General features: G+C 62.5%; 14 protein-coding genes. 13 read left to right on the top strand and 1 reads right to left on the bottom strand.

Going from position 1 to position 18,885, the window contains the following annotated elements; genetic code table 11:
• Nucleotides 1-21: 21 nt before the first annotated feature.
• Nucleotides 22-810: a DUF6597 domain-containing transcriptional factor gene (locus MRBLMS1_RS29215; RefSeq protein WP_485883895.1), complete on the bottom strand. Its 789-nt coding sequence runs from the start codon at nucleotides 808-810 to the stop codon at nucleotides 22-24.
• Between the two features lie 150 nt (nucleotides 811-960).
• Here MRBLMS1_RS29215 and leuS point away from each other — a divergent pair, with 150 nt between their 5' ends.
• The 13 genes from leuS (at nucleotide 961) to rfbA (ending at nucleotide 18,874) form a co-directional block, all read left to right on the top strand.
• Nucleotides 961-3,600: a leucine--tRNA ligase gene (gene leuS, locus MRBLMS1_RS29210; protein ID WP_456147892.1), complete on the top strand. Its 2,640-nt coding sequence runs from the start codon at nucleotides 961-963 to the stop codon at nucleotides 3,598-3,600.
• A gap of 2 nt (nucleotides 3,601-3,602) precedes the next feature.
• Nucleotides 3,603-4,202: an LPS-assembly lipoprotein LptE gene (locus MRBLMS1_RS29205; protein WP_128141709.1), complete on the top strand. Its 600-nt coding sequence runs from the start codon at nucleotides 3,603-3,605 to the stop codon at nucleotides 4,200-4,202.
• A gap of 10 nt (nucleotides 4,203-4,212) precedes the next feature.
• Nucleotides 4,213-5,229, top strand: coding sequence for a DNA polymerase III subunit delta (holA, locus tag MRBLMS1_RS29200; protein WP_058048018.1), 1,017 nt, complete (start codon nucleotides 4,213-4,215; stop codon nucleotides 5,227-5,229).
• A gap of 11 nt (nucleotides 5,230-5,240) precedes the next feature.
• Nucleotides 5,241-6,524: a glutamate-5-semialdehyde dehydrogenase gene (locus MRBLMS1_RS29195; RefSeq protein WP_456147891.1), complete on the top strand. Its 1,284-nt coding sequence runs from the start codon at nucleotides 5,241-5,243 to the stop codon at nucleotides 6,522-6,524.
• A gap of 68 nt (nucleotides 6,525-6,592) precedes the next feature.
• Complete coding sequence (locus MRBLMS1_RS29190) at nucleotides 6,593-7,030, top strand: CopD family protein (protein ID WP_034745744.1); 438 nt, start codon at nucleotides 6,593-6,595, stop codon at nucleotides 7,028-7,030.
• Between the two features lie 10 nt (nucleotides 7,031-7,040).
• On the top strand, nucleotides 7,041-7,658 hold the full coding sequence (locus MRBLMS1_RS29185; protein WP_485883891.1) for a DsbA family protein: 618 nt from the start codon (nucleotides 7,041-7,043) through the stop codon (nucleotides 7,656-7,658).
• A 276-nt stretch (nucleotides 7,659-7,934) separates the two neighbouring features.
• Nucleotides 7,935-9,140 (top strand): THUMP domain-containing class I SAM-dependent RNA methyltransferase, encoded by a 1,206-nt coding sequence (locus tag MRBLMS1_RS29180; protein ID WP_374106838.1) that lies wholly within the window; start codon nucleotides 7,935-7,937, stop codon nucleotides 9,138-9,140.
• A 74-nt stretch (nucleotides 9,141-9,214) separates the two neighbouring features.
• Nucleotides 9,215-10,495 carry a multidrug effflux MFS transporter gene (locus tag MRBLMS1_RS29175; protein ID WP_485883889.1) on the top strand — a complete coding sequence of 427 codons (1,281 nt, stop codon included), beginning with the start codon at nucleotides 9,215-9,217 and terminating at the stop codon, nucleotides 10,493-10,495.
• 203 nt (nucleotides 10,496-10,698) lie between these two features.
• Nucleotides 10,699-12,861, top strand: a complete 2,163-nt coding sequence (locus MRBLMS1_RS29170) for an HDOD domain-containing protein (RefSeq protein WP_485883887.1) — start codon at nucleotides 10,699-10,701, stop codon at nucleotides 12,859-12,861.
• A 5-nt stretch (nucleotides 12,862-12,866) separates the two neighbouring features.
• A complete protein-coding gene (locus tag MRBLMS1_RS29165) occupies nucleotides 12,867-15,071 on the top strand; it encodes an EAL domain-containing response regulator (protein ID WP_128141712.1) in 2,205 nt (734 codons plus the stop codon).
• Nucleotides 15,072-15,073: 2 nt separating this feature from the next.
• On the top strand, nucleotides 15,074-16,633 hold the full coding sequence (locus MRBLMS1_RS29160) for an SEL1-like repeat protein (RefSeq protein WP_485884045.1): 1,560 nt from the start codon (nucleotides 15,074-15,076) through the stop codon (nucleotides 16,631-16,633).
• A gap of 268 nt (nucleotides 16,634-16,901) precedes the next feature.
• Entirely contained in the window at nucleotides 16,902-17,981 is a 1,080-nt protein-coding gene (gene rfbB / locus MRBLMS1_RS29155) for a dTDP-glucose 4,6-dehydratase (protein ID WP_485883884.1), read from the top strand.
• The gene (gene rfbA, locus MRBLMS1_RS29150; RefSeq protein WP_485883882.1) at nucleotides 17,981-18,874 is read left to right on the top strand and encodes a glucose-1-phosphate thymidylyltransferase RfbA; all 894 of its coding nucleotides are present in this window, start codon (nucleotides 17,981-17,983) and stop codon (nucleotides 18,872-18,874) included. Before rfbB ends, rfbA begins: the two co-directional genes overlap by 1 nt.
• The last annotated feature ends 11 nt before the right edge of the window (nucleotides 18,875-18,885 follow it).

Genomic DNA, 18,885 nt, shown 5'->3' with positions numbered 1-18,885 from the left:
GATTGTAAAAATGGAAGGTATTCAAGTGCGCCGGCCCGCCAGCCACGCCTCGGGCGAACTGCGGGCGAAATCCTGGAAGTCGTGGATCAGGTGCGACTGGTCGAAATAACCATATTGCAAGGCCACTTGTGCCCAATCCTGCTGGCCCGCCAGGCTTCGCATGCCCTGGCTGGCGGCGCGAAAGCGGCAGATGCGGGCAAACAGCTTCGGGCTGATGCCCACTTGCTGGCGAAATTGCAGCGCCAGGTGCTGGCGCGACACGCCCAGCTGCTGCGCAAGCCCATCCACGCGCACCTGGCCGGCTGCCGCCTCGATGGCCGCGATCGCGTGGTCGGCCGCGCCAGCCTGACGCCGTGGCGGCGCGGTGCGCAGGCGCAGCAGCAGATATTCTTGCAAAATGGAAACTCGTTGCACATTGGTCAAGGGCTCGCACCATAGCGCGTCACCGAGGCGCGCCGCCAGCTCGCGGCCCCACAGCTGCTGCAATCCCGTGCGTCCATCGTTGAGCTCGCACAAGGGCAGCTGGAAGAAACGCGCCGCCGCGCCCGGCTTGAAGCGGGCCGCCACCGTCTGCACGAGGCCCTGGCTGACGACGGCGATGGGCGCCGTCATCATGCCGACGGCAAAGCTGGCGTCCTGCTGGTCCTGGCACAGGATGTCGATGCAATTGTCGGGCAAGACCTGGTGCGTGAAGGGCGTGGCGCCCGTCTGCACGCGGCACGTCCAGACGCAGTCCAGCCAGGGCCGCAGGGCGGGGATGGGTGGATATTCCTGGTAGACGATCATGGCCGGCTTTGATGCAAAGAACAAGATTGCGTATATCTTACACAGCATAATTGTGCGCCGGCCAAAATATGCGCGCCCGGGCCGCCAGCGCGCTGCGCTATCGGGCGGCGACAACCAGTATAATGCTCGGTTCATATCCACTATTGGCCGGGCCACGCTGGTCGCACATCCATTATGCAAGACAAATATAGTCCCGCCGACGTCGAACAAGCCGCCCAATCGCACTGGAAGGCGATCGACGCCTATAAAGCCGTCGAACACGACCCGCGTTTCCCAAAAGGCAAGTATTTTGCCTGCTCGATGCTGCCTTACCCTTCGGGCAAGCTGCACATGGGTCACGTGCGCAACTATACGATCAATGACGTGATGTACCGCTACCTGCGCATGAACGGCTACAACGTGCTCATGCCGATGGGCTGGGATGCGTTCGGCATGCCGGCGGAAAACGCGGCCATGGCCAACAACGTGCCGCCCGCGCAATGGACGTATTCGAACATCGCCCACATGAAGCAGCAGATGGAATCGATGGGCCTGGCCATCGACTGGTCGCGCGAAATGACCGCCTGCAAGCCCGAATACTACAAATGGAATCAGTGGATGTTCCTCAAGATGCTGGAAAAAGGCATCATCTACAAGAAGACCGGTACCGTGAACTGGGACCCGATCGACCAGACCGTGCTGGCCAACGAACAAGTCGTCGATGGCAAGGGCTGGCGTTCGGGCGCGCTGATCGAAAAGCGCGAAATCCCCATGTACTACGCGCGCATCACCGATTACGCGGAAGAGCTGCTGGCCTATGTGGACGACAAGCTGCCGGGCTGGCCCGAGCGCGTGCGCATCATGCAGACCAACTGGATCGGCAAGTCGACGGGCGTGCGCTTCGCCTTCCCGCACACAATCGCGGATGCCGACGGTAGCCTGATCGGCGACGGCAAGCTGTATGTGTTTACCACGCGTCCGGACACCGTCATGGGCGTGACCTTCTGCGCCGTGGCCGCCGAGCACCCGCTGGCTATCCACGCCGCGCAAAGCAATCCTGCGCTGGCGGCCTTCAACGCCGAATGCAAGCTCGGTTCCGTGATCGAAGCGGACATGGCAACGATGGAGAAGAAGGGCATGCCGACCGGCCTGTTCGTCACCCATCCGTTGACGGGCGCGCAAGTGGAAGTCTGGGTCGGCAACTACGTGCTGATCACCTACGGCGATGGCGCCGTGATGGGCGTGCCGGCGCACGACGAACGCGATTTTGGCTTTGCCAAGAAATACAATCTGCCGATCAAGCAAGTGATCGAAGTCAAGGGCCAGGAATTTTCGACGGACGCCTGGCAGGAATCGTATGGCAGCAAGGACGGCGTCTGCGTCGCCTCCGGCAAATACGACGGCCTGCATTTCGCGTCCGCCGTCGATGCGGTGGCCGCCGACCTGGCCGAACTGGGCCTGGGCGAAAAGAAAACCACGTTCCGCCTGCGCGACTGGGGCATTTCGCGCCAGCGCTACTGGGGCACGCCGATCCCGATGATCCATTGCGCCGATTGCGGCGTGGTGCCGGTGCCGGAAAAAGATCTGCCAGTGGTGCTGCCGGAAGACTGCGTGCCGGACGGCACGGGCAATCCGCTGAACAAATATGAAGCCTTCTTGCAGTGCGACTGCCCGCAGTGCGGCAAGCCGGCGCGCCGCGAGACGGACACCATGGATACCTTCGTCGATTCGTCGTGGTACTACATGCGCTATACCTCGCCAGGCTCGAACGACGCCATGGTCGACGCGCGCAACGATTACTGGATGCCGATGGACCAGTACATCGGCGGCATCGAACACGCCGTCATGCACTTGCTGTACGCGCGCTTCTGGACCAAGATCATGCGCGACTTCGGCCTGGTCAAGTTCGACGAGCCATTCGTCAACCTGCTGACGCAGGGCATGGTGCTCAACGAAACCTACTTCCGCAAGGACGCGGCGGGCAAGACCACTTGGTTCAACCCGGACGACGTGCGCCTGTCCCTCGATGACAAGGGCCGTCCGCAAAGCGCCGTCCTGGTGGCCGACGGCCAGCCGGTGGAAATCGGCGGCACGGAAAAAATGTCGAAGTCGAAGAACAACGGCATCGACCCGCAAGCGCAGATCGAGCAGTATGGCGCCGATACGGCCCGCTTGTTCACCATGTTCGCCTCGCCCCCGGAACAGACGCTGGAATGGTCGGGCAGCGGCGTCGAAGGCGCGAACCGTTTCCTGCGCCGCGTGTGGAACTTCGGCTATGCGCAGTCGGCCACGATTCAATCCGCACTGGCTGGCGGCGCGGCTCCCGCCACGGGCGACGCGCAGAAAAACCTGCGCCGCGAATTGCACAAGCTGCTGCAGCAAGCCGATTACGACTTGAAGCGCATCCAGTACAACACCGTCGTGTCGGCCTGCATGAAGATGCTCAACACCCTGGAATCGGCCAAGCTCGATGACAGCGCGCAGTCGAAGGCGCTGATCGCCGAAGGCTTCTCCATCTTCCTGCGCCTGCTGAACCCTGTCGCGCCGCACATCACCCACGTGCTGTGGCAGGAACTGGGCTACGCTGGCGTGCACGGCGACCTGTTGAACGTGGCATGGCCGCAGGTCGACCCGGCCGCATTGGAACAGTCCGAGATCGAGATGATGATCCAGGTGAACGGCAAGCTGCGTGGCTCGATCACGGTTGCCAAGGATGCGGACAAGGCCAGCATCGAAGCGGCTGCGCTGGCGTGCGAAAGTGTGCAGAAGTACGTCGAGACCACGCCGAAGAAGATCATCGTCGTGCCAGGCAAGTTAATCAGCATCGTGGTGTAATCATGACGACTTCCTCTCAAGTATCGCTGTTGGGCCGCCGCGCCGTGCTGGCGTTGGGCCTGACCGTTTTGCTGTCGGCCTGCGGCTTTCATTTGCGCGGTTCGAACGGCAGTTTCATGCTGCCGTTCGCGACGATGTACATCGGCTTGCCCGACTCGTCGCCACTGGCGATCGGCCTGAAACGCTATATCCGCGCCATTGGCAGCACGGAGGTGGTCAATACCAAGGATGGCGCCGACGCCGTCCTTGAAGTGCTCAGCGATCCGGAGAGGAATCGTACCAAGACCATTTTGTCCCTGAATACCAGTGGTCGCGTACAAGAGTACCAACTTGGCTATGCGATCAATTTCCGCGTATTGGACAAGGCCGGCAACCAGTTGCTGGCACCGACGACCATCAGCCTGGTGCGTCCTATCACCTTCGACGACAGGCAGGTGCTGGCCAAGGAAACCGAGGAAGCGGCGCTGTACCGCGACATGCGCAACGATCTGGTACAACAGATCATGCGCCGCCTGGCCGCCATCAAGCCGGTGCTGCCGGCCATGTCGGTGGCGCCAGTGGCGCCCGTGACGCCGGTCGCGCCGGCAGCCCCGCAGCAGTAACGGGGACGCCATGCAATTGCGGATAGACGCGCTCGATGGGCATGTGGCCAAGCCGCTGGCGCAGCTGTATGTGATCACCAGCGACGAACACTTGCTGGCGCTGGAAGCGGCCGACAAGATCCGCCGCGCGGCGCGCGCGCAAGGGTATTCCGAGCGCGACGTGCTGACGGTGGAGCGCAGCTTCAAGTGGGGCGAACTGCTGGCGGCGAACCAGGAGCTGTCGCTGTTCGGCGATAAAAAACTGATCGAGCTGCGCATCCCCACCGGCAAGCCGGGCAAGGATGGCGGCGCGGCGCTGCAAAGCTACGCCAAAAATCTCAGTCCCGATAATCTCACCCTGATCACCTTGCCCAAGCTGGACTGGGCCACGCAGAAGGCGGCCTGGGTCGCCAGCCTGCAGCAGGCGGCCGTGTATATCGACATTCCGAATGTGGAACGGGCGCAGTTGCCGGCATGGATATCGCAGCGTCTGGCAGCGCAGGGGCAAAGCGCCGAACGGGCCAGCATTGACTTCATCGCCGAACGGGTGGAAGGCAATTTGCTGGCGGCGCACCAGGAAATTCAGAAACTGGGCTTGTTGCATGCCGCGGGCAAGCTGACGTACGAACAAGTGCAGGACGCGGTGCTGAACGTGGCCCGCTACGATGTCTTCAAGCTGTCCGAAGCCATGCTGGCCGGCGATCCGGCGCGCCTGGTGCGCATGCTCGAAGGCTTGAAAGGCGAGGGCGAGGCGCTGCCGCTGGTCTTGTGGGCCGTCTCCGAGGAAATCCGTACGCTGTTAAAATTGAAGGCCGGCATGGCGCAAGGGCGTCCATTGGGCGCGCTGCTGAAGGAATACCGCATCTGGGGTCCGCGTGAGCGGATGATGGAACCGGCCCTGCGGCGCATTTCGCTGCCTGTGCTGGAAGCGGCGCTGCAGCAGGCGGCGCAGGTGGACAAGATGATCAAGGGCTTGCGCGCCAAGGGCTACGCGGGCGATGCCTGGGACGCCATGCTGCAGCTGGGTCTGAAGATCGCCCGAGGCTAGTTTTTTATTATATGGATACGAGCATGGACATCACAGAATATATGCAGGACGTGGGCACGCGCGCGCGCGCCGCTTCGCGCGCCATGGCGCGTGCCGACAGCGCCACGCGCAACCGCGCCTTGAGCCTGATCGCCGCCGCCATCGTGCGCGATGCCGATCTGCTGCGCGCCGCCAACCAGCGCGATCTCGATGCGGCCGCTGCCGCCGGCCTGGCGCCGGCCATGCTCGACCGCCTGACCCTGTCCGATGCGGCGATTGCCACCATGGTCGAAGGCTTGACGCAGATCGTCTCGCTGGCCGACCCGATCGGTGAAATCTCGAACATGAAATTCCGCCCGACGGGCATCCAGGTGGGCCAGATGCGCGTGCCGCTGGGCGTCATCGGCATCATCTATGAAGCGCGTCCGAACGTGACGGTGGACGCGGCCGGCCTGTGCATCAAGAGCGGCAACGCGACGATCTTGCGCGGCGGCTCGGAAGCGATACACTGCAACCGTGCGCTGGCCAAGCTGGTGGCCGAAGGCTTGCAGGGAGCCGGCCTGCCGGCCGATGCCGTGCAAGTCATCGACACCACGGACCGCGCCGCCGTCGGCGCCCTGATCACCATGCCGCAGTACGTGGACGTCATCGTGCCGCGCGGCGGCAAGGGCCTGATCGCGCGCCTGATGGAAGAAGCTACGGTACCGATGATCAAGCACCTCGACGGCATTTGCCACGTCTATATCGATGCCAAGGCCGATATCAGGAAGGCGATCGATATCGGCTTCAACGCGAAGTGCCACCGCTACGGCACCTGCAACACCATGGAAACCCTGCTGGTGTCGCGCGCCATCGCCGCCACCGTGCTGCCGCAGCTGGCCGAGCTGTACCTGACCAAGCAGGTGGAACTGCGCGCCGATCCGGAAAGCCATGCGATCCTGGCCGCCGCTGCTTATCCGCACCTGGTACACGCCACCGAGGAAGACTGGTCCACCGAATACCTGGCGGCCATCCTGTCGGTGAAGGTCGTCGACGGCATCGATGAGGCGATGGACCACATCAACCAGTATTCATCGAAGCACACGGAATCGATCATCACGGAAGACTACAGCGATGCGCTGCGCTTCCTGCGCGAAGTCGATTCCGCCTCGGTGATGGTGAACGCGTCGACGCGTTTCGCCGACGGTTTTGAGTATGGCCTGGGCGCCGAAATCGGCATCTCGAACGACAAGCTGCACGCGCGCGGTCCGGTGGGCCTGGAAGGCCTGACCTCGCTCAAGTACGTGGTATTCGGCCACGGCGAAATCCGCAAGTAGTCTCCTCGCGGGCGGCCCACAAGGCGGCCCGCGCTCTGTTTTTCTCCACCTCCGACACTGGGAACCCCATGCTCTTTCTCTGGACCAAAGCCTTCCACATCATCTTCGTCATGTCCTGGTTCGCCGGCCTGTTTTACCTGCCGCGCATCTTCGTGAACCTGGCGATGGAGACGGAAACGGTGGCCACCGAGCGCCTGCTGCTGATGGCGCGCAAGCTGTACCGCTTCATGTCGTTGCTGGCGCTGCCGGCGATGGTGCTGGGGCTGGCCCTGATGTGGATGCTGTATGGCGGGGGCGAAGGCCGCATGAAGATGCCGGGCTGGATGCACGCCAAGCTGACGTTCGTGGTGCTGCTGCTCGGCTATCACCACGCCTGCGGTTCCATCCTGCGCAAGTTTGAAAAAGGTCTCAACAAGCGCAGCCACACCTGGTTCCGCTGGTTTAATGAAGTGCCGGTGGTGATGCTGCTGGCCGTCGTCGTGCTGGTCGTGGTCAAGCCTTTCTAAGGGAGTCGAGATGAGTGCAAGTCAGAACAAAGTCGTGCAGTATTTCTTCGCCCCCCACTCGCCATGGACCTATTTGGGCCACGCGCGCCTGATGGCCATCGCCGCGAAGACGGGCGCACAGATCGACGTGCGTCCCTTCGACCTGGGCAAGGTCTTCAGCGTCTCCGGCGGCCTGCCGCTGGCCAAGCGCGCGCCGCAGCGCCAGGCCTACCGCCTGACCGAACTGGCCCGCTGGTCGGCCTTTTTGCAAGTGCCATTGATCTTGCAGCCAAAGTTCTTCCCCGTGTCGCCGGAAGCGTCGGCCAAGCTGATCATCGCCACGCGCCTGGCGCACGGCGTGGAAGCATCGCTGAACCTGGCGCACGCCATCATGCGCGGCCTGTGGGCCGAAGAGCGCAACATCGGTGACGAAGAAACGCTTGTGCAGATCGCCGTTGACGCCGGTTTCGATGGCCGCCAGTTGCTGAAAACGTCGGAGACGGCCAGCGTGCAGGCGGAATACGACGCGAATACGGAAGCGGCCACCGCCGCCAATATCTTTGGCTCGCCGTGGTACATCGTCGATGGCGAAGGGTACTGGGGCCAGGACCGTCTCGATTTCGTCGAGCGGGCGCTGGAAGAAAAATAAATAAAGGATGTAGGTCGGATTAGCGCCCCGCGCGTAATCCGACAAGCACAGTCAGCGGCACATGTCGGCTGGCGAGGTAGCAAGTTAAAAGCAGTGTTAACAAAGTAGTTTTTTTAATGTAGTAAAAGTAACGATACCCGCAGGCACCGTCGCGAGCGGATCGCCGCTTGTCCGAGAAGCGCAGCCGTACAAAGGTACGGCGAGCATCGCCGGGAGAGCGCCGTACCGCGCAGCAGGTGCCTGCGGGTCTTCACTACAACGGATAAAAGGTACACCATGGCTTCATATTTTTGCCCATGCCCGCGCGGCATGGAAGCGGCGCTGGCCGAGGAACTGGGCGAGATCGCCCAGGATAGTGCGACCATGAAGGTCCACAACCAGGTACCGGGCGGCGTACACTGCTCGGGCGACCTGCTCGATTCCTACCGCATCAACCTGCATTCGCGCATCGCTTCGCGCGTGCTGATGCGCATGGCCCATTCCGGCTACAAGACGGAAAACGACATCTATGACCTGACCCTGGCGCAATCCTGGGAAGACTGGTTCGGCGTGCACCACACGATCCGCGTCGACGTCACGGCCGTCAAATCGCCGCTGCGCAGCCTGGAATTCACGACCTTGAAAATCAAGGATGCGATCTGCGACCGCTTCCGCGACCAGTTCAACGAGCGTCCTTCGGTCAATACCAAGACGCCGGACATGCGCATCGTCGGCTTCCTCGACGCGCACACGTTCACCGTCTACCTCGACACCTCGGGCGAAGCCCTGTTCAAGCGCGGCTGGCGCGAAGAGACGGGCGACGCGCCGCTGCGCGAAAACCTGGCCGCCGGCCTGCTGCGCGTGTCGGGCTGGAAGCCTGGCATGGTGCTGTTCGACCCGATGTGCGGTTCCGGCACCATCCTGGCCGAAGCGGCGCAGATGCTGCAGGGGATACCTCCGGGCGCCTCGCGCCAGTTCGCGTTTGAAAACTTCCACGACTTCGATCCGGCGCCATGGAATGCCATGAAAAACGCTATCAAGGTCAATCCGCTGCCGGCCGAACCGACGATTTTCGGCAGCGATATCTCGGGCGACATGGTCGCCATGACGCGCCACAACCTGCGTTGCGCCGGCGTGCGCTTCGACGTGCCCTTGAAACAGATCGAGGCGCAGGAAGTCAAGCCGCCAAGCGACGTGCCGGGCATCATGCTGACCAACCCGCCGTACGGCGAGCGTATCGGCGTGCGCGGCGACAGCACCATCCCGGAAGATGAACTGTCGACGTCCTTCTACTCGGCCATGGGCACGACCCTGAAGCAGCGTTTCGCCGGCTGGACCGTGTTCCTGTTTACGGCCGACCTGGGCTTGCCCAAGCTGCTGCGCCTGAAGGAAGCGCGCAAAACGCCATTCTTCAACGGTGCGCTGGAATGCCGTTTGTTCCGCTTTGATATGGTCGCAGGCTATAACCGCCGCGAAGAAGCGAAACCGAAGCCACAGCAGTAAGCATTCACCGCAAGACACCCGCAGTAACCCCGCGCGCGGACGGCAACCGGTCCGCGCGCCACTTTGGATCCGCCATGTTTCCCACCCCACCGGCCGATGTGCCGCCCGACCCGGTTACCCCCGTTCCGCCTCCCACGCCGAGCCACATGGCGCCGCTGAGCCGCGGTGCGCTGGCGATGATGCTGGCCGGGCTGTCGATGCTGGGCCCCCTGTCGATCGATACGTATCTGCCCGCGTTTGGCGCGATCCAGGGTTCGTTGCAGGCGTCGCCGCTGGAAGTGCAGCAGTCGCTGACGTTCTACATGCTGGCCTTTGCCGGCATGGTGCTGTGGCATGGCGCGATTTCGGATACCTTCGGCCGGCGCAACGTCATTCTCGTGTCCCTGCTGATGTTCGCCATCGGCTCGCTGGGTTGCGCTTCGGCGCATACGGTGCACTATCTGTGGTTCTTCCGCATCATGCAGGGCGTCTCGGCCGGCGCCGGCGTGGTGATCAGCCGCGCCATCATCCGCGACCTGTATGCCGATGCGGCGGCGGCGCGGCTGCTGTCGCTGGTGACGATGATCTTTTCCATCGCTCCGGCCGTGGCGCCGATTCTCGGCGGCTGGATCGTCATCTGGTTCGACTGGCGCTCGATCTTCCTGTTCCTCGCCTTTTACACGGTGGTGCTGCTGGCGTTCTGCTACTGGCGCCTGCCCGAAACCCTGCCTTTGGCCAAGCGCCAGCCGTTCAATCCGCGTTTTCTCGCGTCGAGCTATGGCCAGATCCTGCGCTCGCCCCTGTTCCACATCAAGGCGGGCATTGTCGCCCTCAATTTCGCGGGCCTGTTCCTGTTCATCACGGCCGCGCCGGAAATGCTGCCCAAGCAGCTGGGCCTGGGGCCATCGCAATTCGCCTGGCTGTTCATTCCCTGCGTGAGCGGCATCTTCATGGGCGCCGCGGCGGCCAACCGCATCGCCGGCAAGGTCACGTTCGCGCGCCAGATCGGCATCGGCTTTGCCTTCCTGCTGTGCGCCGCCAGCGTCAATGTCGTGTATCACCTGTTCCTGCCGCCATCGCTGCCCTGGTCGGTGCTGCCCCTGTTCTTCTACACCTTCGGCATGTCGCTGGTGGGGCCGGGCGCGACCCTGCTGGCGCTCGATTTGTTCCCGCATATCCGCGGCACGGTGGCCTCGTGCCAGTCGTTTGCCAGCACCTTGCTGGGCGCTGTGGTGGCTGGCGTGATCTCGCCGCTGCTGTCCGGTTCCGTGCTGTGGCTGGCCTCGGGCCAGCTGGCGTTTACAGGCCTGGCACTGGCGCTGTGGCTGATATCGCGGCGCTTCCGCCACCGTTTGCTGGGTTCCTCCAGGGCATAAGTTTCCATGGCAGAACGCTGGATTTATTTCAACTTAATTTTCTATATTGCAAGTAATATCCGGCGCTTATGATAAGATGACTGCTTTCCCGGCATCCTCTCAGGCAACACATTTTTTGCTTACAGGAGTGGAGGATTCCTCTGAACGTGGCCGCGCTTCGCTGCTGAGCGCTCATCCTTTTCGAACCGGCAATGCCTGATACGATGCATCAATCTGATCAAGATATACGCAATCGCCTGCTGATTGCCCGCCTGCCGGCCATGCCGCAGATCCTCCTCAAGCTGATCGCCCACCTGCAGGCCGACGATGCCGGCATGCCGGAGCTGGCCGCCCTGATCGCCAAGGATGCGGGCATGACCAGCAAGATCCTCGGTGTGGCCAACAGCTCGGCCTATCACCGCCAGAGCAAGGTCGTCAGCCTGGAGCAATCGCTCGTGTCGCTCGGCACGGACATGATCAAGACCCTGGTCATCAGCGAATCTGTCTTCCAGACCTTCAACAGCTTTCCCCATTCCGGCAGCACGGATTTGCGCGCCTTCTGGAAAAGTTCGCTATCGGCCGCCGTCATGGCGCGCGCGCTGGCCAAAGCCATGGCCTATCCGCACGCCGAGGAAGCGTATCTGGCGGGCTTGCTGCACAACGTGGGCCGCCTGGCCTTGCTGGCCACGGCGCCGAAGGAATACGCCTTCAATTTCACGGCGCGCGACGATGCCGCCCTGTGCGCGGTGGAGCAGCGCACCTTGCAGATCACGCATGCCGAAGCGGGCGCCTGGCTGATCGAGCGCTGGCATCTCGATTCCTTCCTGGCTGACAGCGTGCTGTATCACCATGAACCGCTGGCGCGCCTGGAGGCGAGCCATCCCCTGATCCGCATCGTGCGCCTGGCGCACCTGCTGTGCTGCCATGCCGACGATGCGGACGAGGCCGAGTCCATCACGCAGGCGGCAAGCCTGTGTGCGCTGGACGTCGAGACACTGGACGACCTGGCCGGCAGCGTCGCGCGCCAGGTGGAGCAGGCCGCGCAGCATCTGGGCATCGACCTGGCCGGCGCCGACGATATCGCCACGCCGCCCGCGTATGCGCCGCCATCCGTCGATCCGGTGCAGCGGCGCCTGTCCGACGAAGTGCGCAACATGGTGCTGGTGTCCGAAGTGGGACAGACCTTCGCCCGGCAGCAGGGCGAGAGCAATCTGCTCGAAGCCATCACGCGCTCGGCGCGCATCCTGTTCGATTTCGACACCGCCGTCATCCTGCTGCAAAACGCCACCGGCCATGCGCTCGTCGGCGTGGCGGCGGGCGAACATCAGCAGCGCCTGGCCGGCTTCTCGATCCCGTTGGCCAAGGGTGGACCTTTGGCCGCCTCGGCGCTCGAGTGCCAGCCGGCGTTCCTGAAACGCGACATGCCTGCGCTGGGCATCGTCGAAGAGCAGCTGTTCCGCATCCTCGGTACCGACAGCCTGGTCTGCGTGCCTTTGGCGTCGGGCCAGCGCAGCCTCGGCGTGCTCATTGGCGGTGTGGCGGCATGGCAGATTCCCGCTTGCCAGAAGCGCGAGGGTTTCCTGCGCGCGTATGCCAACCAGGCCGCCACCGCGCTGGAAACGGCCATCAGCGCGCGCGGCCTGGCGCGGCGCCAGCTCGATCACGTGGCCGAGGAATACCGCGCCGCGTCGCGCCGCGTCGTGCATGAAGTGAACAACCCGCTGTCCATCATCAAGAACTACCTGAGCGTGCTCGATCACAAGCTGGAAAAGCAGGAGCCGGTGTCGGGCGAAATGGCGATCCTGAACGAGGAAATCGACCGGGTCGGTCAGTTGATCGGCGGCCTGGCCGATCTGCAGCCGGCAGCGGCCAGCGGCGTGACCGATTGCGCGCGCGTCGTCGACGATGTGCTGCGATTGTTCCGCGCCACCGACTTCCTGCCGCCCAAGATCGAGGTGGTCATGCGCATGCAGGATGCGCCATGCGAGGTGGAGGCCGATGCCGACATGCTCAAGCAAATCCTGCTCAATCTGCTGAAGAACGCCGTCGAAGCCTTGCCCGATGGCGGGCGCATCGAAGTGGCGAACCGTGGCCACGTCAACCGCGACCGCCGCCTGTACCTGGAACTGTGCGTCAGCGACAATGGCGCCGGCCTGGCGCCGGAAGTGCTGGCCAATCTGTTCTCGCCTGTGCGCAGCAGCAAGGAAGGCGCGCATCACGGCCTGGGCCTGTCCATCGTGCATGACCTGGTCACGCGCCTGCATGGCGTGATTGGCTGCCGCAGCAGCAAGTCCGGCACCTCGTTTGAAATTTTACTGCCCATTCCCTTGCCGGCGAGCGCTGCAGCCGCGCTGCCCGCGCCCGGCAATACCGCCTTGTCTTCGTAACGTCCATGAACTCCTCCGCCATTCCGTTTGACCTGGAAAACAGCCCGCGCATCCTGCTGGTCGACGACGAGCCCCGTTTGCTCGCCTCCCTCCACGAATTGCTGAAAGACCGCGGCTACCAGCTGCACACGGCTACCTGCGGCAGCGAAGCGCTGGCGCAGTTGTCGAAACTGCGCTTCGACCTGATCCTGCTCGACTTGCGCCTGCCCGACATGAGCGGCCATGAAATCATGGACCACATCAACCGGCGCGGCATCGAGGGCGACGTGATCGTCATGAGCGGAGACGTCGGCATCGAGGCGGCCATCGGCGCCCTGAAGCGCGGCGCCTACGATTATCTGCGCAAGCCTTACAGCCGCGAAGAGCTGCTCAAGACGGTGGAGAACGCGCTGCAAAAGCGCAAGCTGGCGCTGGAAAACGAGCGCATCGCGCTGCAGCTGGAAAACTCGGAAAAGATGTACCGCTACCTGGTCGACAGCTCGCCCGACATCATCTATACCTTGAACCACGAAGGCCGCATCACCTTCATCAACGACAGGGTGCACCAGTTGCTGGGCTTTAGCCGCGAAGAGCTGATCGGCAGCCATTATTCCATCCTCGTGCACGATGAAGACCAGGAGCGGGCGCGCTATGCCTTCAATGAGCGTCGCCTCGACGAGCGCGCCTCGCGCAATGTGGAACTGCGCCTGAAGTGCCATAGCGGCACTGGCAGCGACCGCACCTTCAACAACACCTTGATGACGATTCCGCTCAATTCGATCGGCATGCACGGCCACGATCAGGAAGCGAAAAAGCAGGAATACTTCGGCACCTACGGCGTGGCGCGCGACATCACCGACCGCAAGCGCGCAGAGGAAGTCATCTCCTACCAGGCCTATCACGACATCCTGACCGATCTGCCGAACCGCATGCTGTTCAAGGACCGCCTGGGGCTGGCCGTGATCCAGGCGCGGCGCAAGCTGACGGAGCTGGCCGTGATGTTCATCGACCTCGATCGTTTTAAACTGGTCAACGATACCCTGGGCCACGTGAAGGGCGACGAATTGCTGCAGCAGGTGGCGCTGCGCCTGAAGGATTGTCTGCGCCGCGGCGATACCCTGGCGCGCCAGGGTGGCGATGAATTCACCATCGTGCTGCCGGAACTGCGCGACCGCCAGGATGCGCGCCTGATCGCCGACAAATTCCTCGAATGCCTGCACCAGCCCTTCGACCTCGATGGCAACCAGGTACATATCTCGGCCTCGATCGGCATCGCCATCTATCCGGGCGATGGCGAGACCATCGACGAGCTGCTGCGCCATGCCGACATTGCCATGTACCAGGTCAAGGCGCTGGGCAAGAACGGCCACAGTTTTTATCACGAGTCCATGCTCGACGTGTCGCATCAGAAGATCGCGCTCGAGCAAAGCTTGCGCAAGGCGCTGGAGCTGAACCAGCTGGAGATGTATTACCAGCCGCAGGTGGACGTGATGACGGGCCGCATCGTCGGTGCCGAAGGCCTGATGCGCTGGAACCACCCGCAGCGCGGCTTGCTGACGGCCGGCGAATTCTTGCCATTCGCGGAGGAAAACGGCTTGATGCTGCCGATCTCGGACTGGATGCTGGGCGCCCTGTGCCGCGACCTGCTGCAATGGGATGCGGCAGGCGGCGAAGCTGTGCGCCTGTCGCTCAATTTGTCGCCGCAATATCTGGACCGGGGCGACTTTTTCGAGAAGATGCGCGGCGCGCTGACGCGCTACGGCATCGCGCCGGAAAAGATCGAAGTGGAGATCACGGAAAACATCTGCATCCGCAATCCGCAGTATGCGATCGAGCAGTTGAACACGCTGTGCCAGCTGGGCGTGTCGGTGGCCATCGACGATTTCGGCACCGGTTATTCCTCGCTGTCGTACCTGCACCGCTTCCCCATCCACACGATCAAGATCGACCAGTCGTTTGTGAAGGAAATCCACGACGAGCACGGACACTATCCCGTCATCCTGGCCATCATCTCGATCGCGCGCGGCCTGGGCCTGCATCTGATCGCCGAAGGCGTGGAGACGGAAGGGCAGGCGCGCTACCTGCAGGACAAGGGCTGCACCACGATGCAGGGCTATCTGTACCACCGGCCCATTTCGCTGGGCAGTTTCATCGGCGTACTGCAGGAGCAGAACCGCCTGATCGCCGAAGCCGCGCCCGCGCCGTCCCGGACGCTGACCATCGAGGCTTGACAGTGTTGCTTGCCGATCCCCGCTACACGGCTGACTACCTACGTCTGAAAGGACTGGCCGAGAAAGGCAATGCGAACGCCCAGCACGGCCTGGGCTTCATGTATTTCAATGGCCAGGGCATCGAACAAAGCTATGCGCAGGCGCTGCACTGGTATGGCCTGGCTGCCGCGCAGGGGCTCGAGCATGCGCAATACAACTTGGGCGTGATGTGCCAGAAGGGCCAGGGCGTGCCGCAGGATTTTGCCCAGGCGGCGCACTGGTACCAGCAGGCGGCCGAGCAGGGCTACGCGGCGGCCCAGTACAACCTGGGCTGGCTGTACGCCAAGGGCCAGGGACTCGCGCAAGACAGCGGGCAAGCCATGCTGTGGTTCAGCCGCGCGGCGGAACAGGGCGACGCGGGTGCGCAGAATAATCTGGGCATGATGTATGACAATGGCAAGGGCGTGCCGCAGGACTTCGTGCAAGCGATCGCCTGGTACCGCAAGGCGGCCGAACAGGGCTATGCGCGCGCGCAGTTCAACCTGGGCCTGCGCTACGACAATGGCCAAGGCGTGCGCCAGGACCGCCAGCAGGCAACGGCCTGGATGCGCAAGGCGGCCGAGCAGGGCTATGCGCCGGCCCAGTTCAACCTGGCGCTGCGCTATGAAAATGGCGATGTGCTGCCGCAAGACAGCCGGCAGGCGATCGCCTGGTACCGGCGCGCGGCCGAGCAGGGCCACGCCAGTTCGCAGTTCAATCTGGGCCTGATCTACGACAATGGCCAGGGCGTGCCCTGCGATAAACAGGCTGCGCTGGAGTGGTATGTCAAGGCGGCGGGACTGGGCCATGCGGCGGCCCAGCACAACCTGGGCCTGCACCATGAACATGGCGCCCACGATTACGCGCAGGCGCAAGCGTTCTACCGCCAGGCCGCCGAGCAGGGCTTCCCCGCCGCCCAGTATCAACTGGGACTGTTGTACGAGCATGGACAGGGCATGCCCGCCGATGCGCAGGAATCCATCTTCTGGTACCGCAAGGCGGCCGACCAGGGACATGTTCGGGCGCAGTTCGACCTGGGCCTGCGTTACGAACATGGCCAGGGCGTGCCGCAGGATCTGTCGCTGGCGCTGGAATGGTACCGGCGCGCCGCCGAGCAGGATTACGCGCCCGCGCAATACATGCAGGGCATCCTGCACGACCGCGACGATGGCCCGGCCCCCGACAGCCAGCAGGCCTGCGCCTGTTACTGCCGCGCCGCCGCCCAGGGCCACAGCCTGGCCCAGTTCGCGCTGGGCCTGCGCCATGACAATGGCCAGGACGTGCCGCAGGACTATGCCGCCGCCTGGGACTGGTATGCGCTGGCCGCACGCCAGGGCCATGCGCGGGCGCAGATGAATCTGGGCTTGATGGCGGCCAGCGGCCAGGGCGGCCCGCTCGATTTGCAGCAGGCGTATATCTGGCTGTCGATGGCCGTGGCGGCCGGTGTGGCCGGCGCGGAAAAATCCTTGCGCCAGACGGCGGCGCGCATGCGCGAGGGAGACTTGCTGCAGGTGCGCCAGCGTCTGGCGGAGCTGGCCGACTGATTTACTTTCTCATTAAAATCGTCGCGCGCCATCTTGACATTGAGGATGCCAGGTATGTCAAGAATTGGCCTTTATTTTACTGAAAACGGTTAAAGCCATCTTCAAGAAAGATTGCGCATATTAATCACGAATGAGAGTATCATCATATGCAAAAAAATACCAAGCACATAATGCTATCTCGTACTAGCACGTTCAGTCAGGTCGTCCATCGACGATTGCACACTCGGGAACGCCTGTGAATTCGTTCAAGTGAGCAAAGGAAAGCAATATGATTTTAGTGACTGGCGGCGCCGGCTTCATCGGTTCCAATTTTGTACGCGACTGGCTGGCGCTTAACGATGAGCCCGTGGTCAATTTTGACAAACTGACCTACGCTGGCAATTTAAGCAATCTAGCCAGCCTGGAGCAAGACCCGCGGCATATCTTCGTACGCGGCGATATTTGCGATACCGCTCACATTTCCCGCCTGCTGACAGAACACCAGCCCCGCGCCATCGTGCATTTTGCCGCGGAGAGCCATGTTGATCGCTCGATCCATAGCCCCGGCGAATTCATTTCGACCAATGTCAACGGCACCTTCAGCCTGCTCGAAGCGGCACGCGCTTATTGGTCTGGCCTGACAGGTGAAGCCAAGGACGGTTTCCGCTTCCTGCACGTCTCGACCGACGAGGTGTATGGCACCTTAGGACCGCATGATCCGCCATTCACGGAAACAACGCCGTATGCACCAAACAGCCCCTATTCGGCATCGAAAGCGGCGTCCGATCATCTGGTGCGCGCGTATTTCCATACGTATGGCATGCCGGTGCTCACCACCAACTGCTCGAACAACTATGGCTCCTTCCATTTCCCGGAAAAACTGATCCCGCTCATCATCAGCAATGCCCGTGCCGGCAAAGCCTTGCCTATCTATGGCGATGGCATGCAAGTGCGCGACTGGCTGTACGTGGGCGACCATTGCTCGGCGATCCGCCGCGTCCTGGAAGCAGGACGCCTGGGCGAGGTCTACAACGTGGGCGGCTGGAATGAAATGGCCAATCTGGAAGTCGTCCATACCTTGTGCGACATCCTCGATACGCTCGATCCCAAGGCATCCGGCAGCTATCGCGAACAAATCACCTATGTGCAGGATCGCCCAGGCCATGACCGCCGCTACGCCATCGACGCGCGCAAGATCGAGCGCGAACTGGGCTGGAAGCCGGCCGAAACCTTCGCCACCGGCATCCGCAAGACCGTCCAGTGGTATCTGGACAACCAAGCCTGGGTACGCGATGTGCAGTCGGGCGATTACCTGAAGTGGGTAGAGAAAAACTACGCGGCACGCGACACGGCCCAGGAGCAAAAATAATGGGAACCACCATCGAACGCAAGGGCATTATCCTCGCTGGCGGTTCCGGCACACGCCTGTACCCCGTCACCATGGCCGTGTCGAAGCAGCTGCTGCCCGTGTATGACAAGCCGATGATCTACTATCCGCTGACCACGCTGATGCTGGCCGGCATACGCGACATCCTGATCATTTCCACGCCACAAGATACACCGCGCTTCCATGAATTGCTGGGTGACGGCAGCCAGTGGGGCATCAAGCTCAGCTACTCCGTGCAGCCGACTCCGGACGGCCTGGCACAGGCGTTCATCATCGGCAAAGAGTTTGTCGGCGATGCGCCATCGGCCCTGATTCTGGGCGACAACATCTATTACGGCCATGACTTTGAAACGCAGTTGCGCGAAGCCTCGGCACGCACCAGTGGCTCGACCGTATTCGCTTATCACGTACACGATCCGGAACGCTATGGTGTCGTCGATTTCGACGCGCAACGTCGCGCCATCAGCATCGAGGAAAAGCCGCTCAAGCCAAAATCGAACTACGCCGTCACCGGCCTGTATTTCTACGACAGCCAGGTGTGCGATATCGCAGCCGGCATCGCCCCGTCAGCACGTGGCGAACTGGAAATCACGGATGTCAACCGCACCTATCTGGAGCGCGGGCAGTTGAACGTCGAGCTGATGGGGCGCGGCATGGCCTGGCTCGATACGGGCACGCATGAATCCCTGCTCGAAGCGGGCCAATTCATCGCCACCATTGAAAACCGCCAAGGCTTGAAAGTTGCCTGCCCCGAGGAAATCGCCTACCGCAAAGGATATATCGATGGCGCCAAACTGGAGCAGCTAGCCCGGCCGTTGAAGAAAAACGCGTATGGCCAATACCTGCTGCGTTTGCTCGACGACAAGATATTCTGAGACGCGCAGCG

Origin of the sequence: Massilia sp. LMS1-1-1.1, from assembly GCF_040815535.1 — a bacterium.
Taxonomy (GTDB): Bacteria; Pseudomonadota; Gammaproteobacteria; order Burkholderiales; family Burkholderiaceae_D; genus Janthinobacterium; species Janthinobacterium aestuarii.
This window is presented reverse-complemented; position numbering and strand designations above follow the sequence as displayed.

Coding starts and splice junctions, on each gene's coding strand:
- leuS (WP_456147892.1), top strand. CDS start 961: ATGCAAGACAAATATAGTCCCGCCGACGTCGAACAAGCCGCCCAATCG.
- MRBLMS1_RS29205 (WP_128141709.1), top strand. CDS start 3,603: ATGACGACTTCCTCTCAAGTATCGCTGTTGGGCCGCCGCGCCGTGCTG.
- holA (WP_058048018.1), top strand. CDS start 4,213: ATGCAATTGCGGATAGACGCGCTCGATGGGCATGTGGCCAAGCCGCTG.
- MRBLMS1_RS29195 (WP_456147891.1), top strand. CDS start 5,241: ATGGATACGAGCATGGACATCACAGAATATATGCAGGACGTGGGCACG.
- MRBLMS1_RS29190 (WP_034745744.1), top strand. CDS start 6,593: ATGCTCTTTCTCTGGACCAAAGCCTTCCACATCATCTTCGTCATGTCC.
- MRBLMS1_RS29185 (WP_485883891.1), top strand. CDS start 7,041: ATGAGTGCAAGTCAGAACAAAGTCGTGCAGTATTTCTTCGCCCCCCAC.
- MRBLMS1_RS29180 (WP_374106838.1), top strand. CDS start 7,935: ATGGCTTCATATTTTTGCCCATGCCCGCGCGGCATGGAAGCGGCGCTG.
- MRBLMS1_RS29175 (WP_485883889.1), top strand. CDS start 9,215: ATGTTTCCCACCCCACCGGCCGATGTGCCGCCCGACCCGGTTACCCCC.
- MRBLMS1_RS29170 (WP_485883887.1), top strand. CDS start 10,699: ATGCATCAATCTGATCAAGATATACGCAATCGCCTGCTGATTGCCCGC.
- MRBLMS1_RS29165 (WP_128141712.1), top strand. CDS start 12,867: ATGAACTCCTCCGCCATTCCGTTTGACCTGGAAAACAGCCCGCGCATC.
- rfbB (WP_485883884.1), top strand. CDS start 16,902: ATGATTTTAGTGACTGGCGGCGCCGGCTTCATCGGTTCCAATTTTGTA.
- rfbA (WP_485883882.1), top strand. CDS start 17,981: ATGGGAACCACCATCGAACGCAAGGGCATTATCCTCGCTGGCGGTTCC.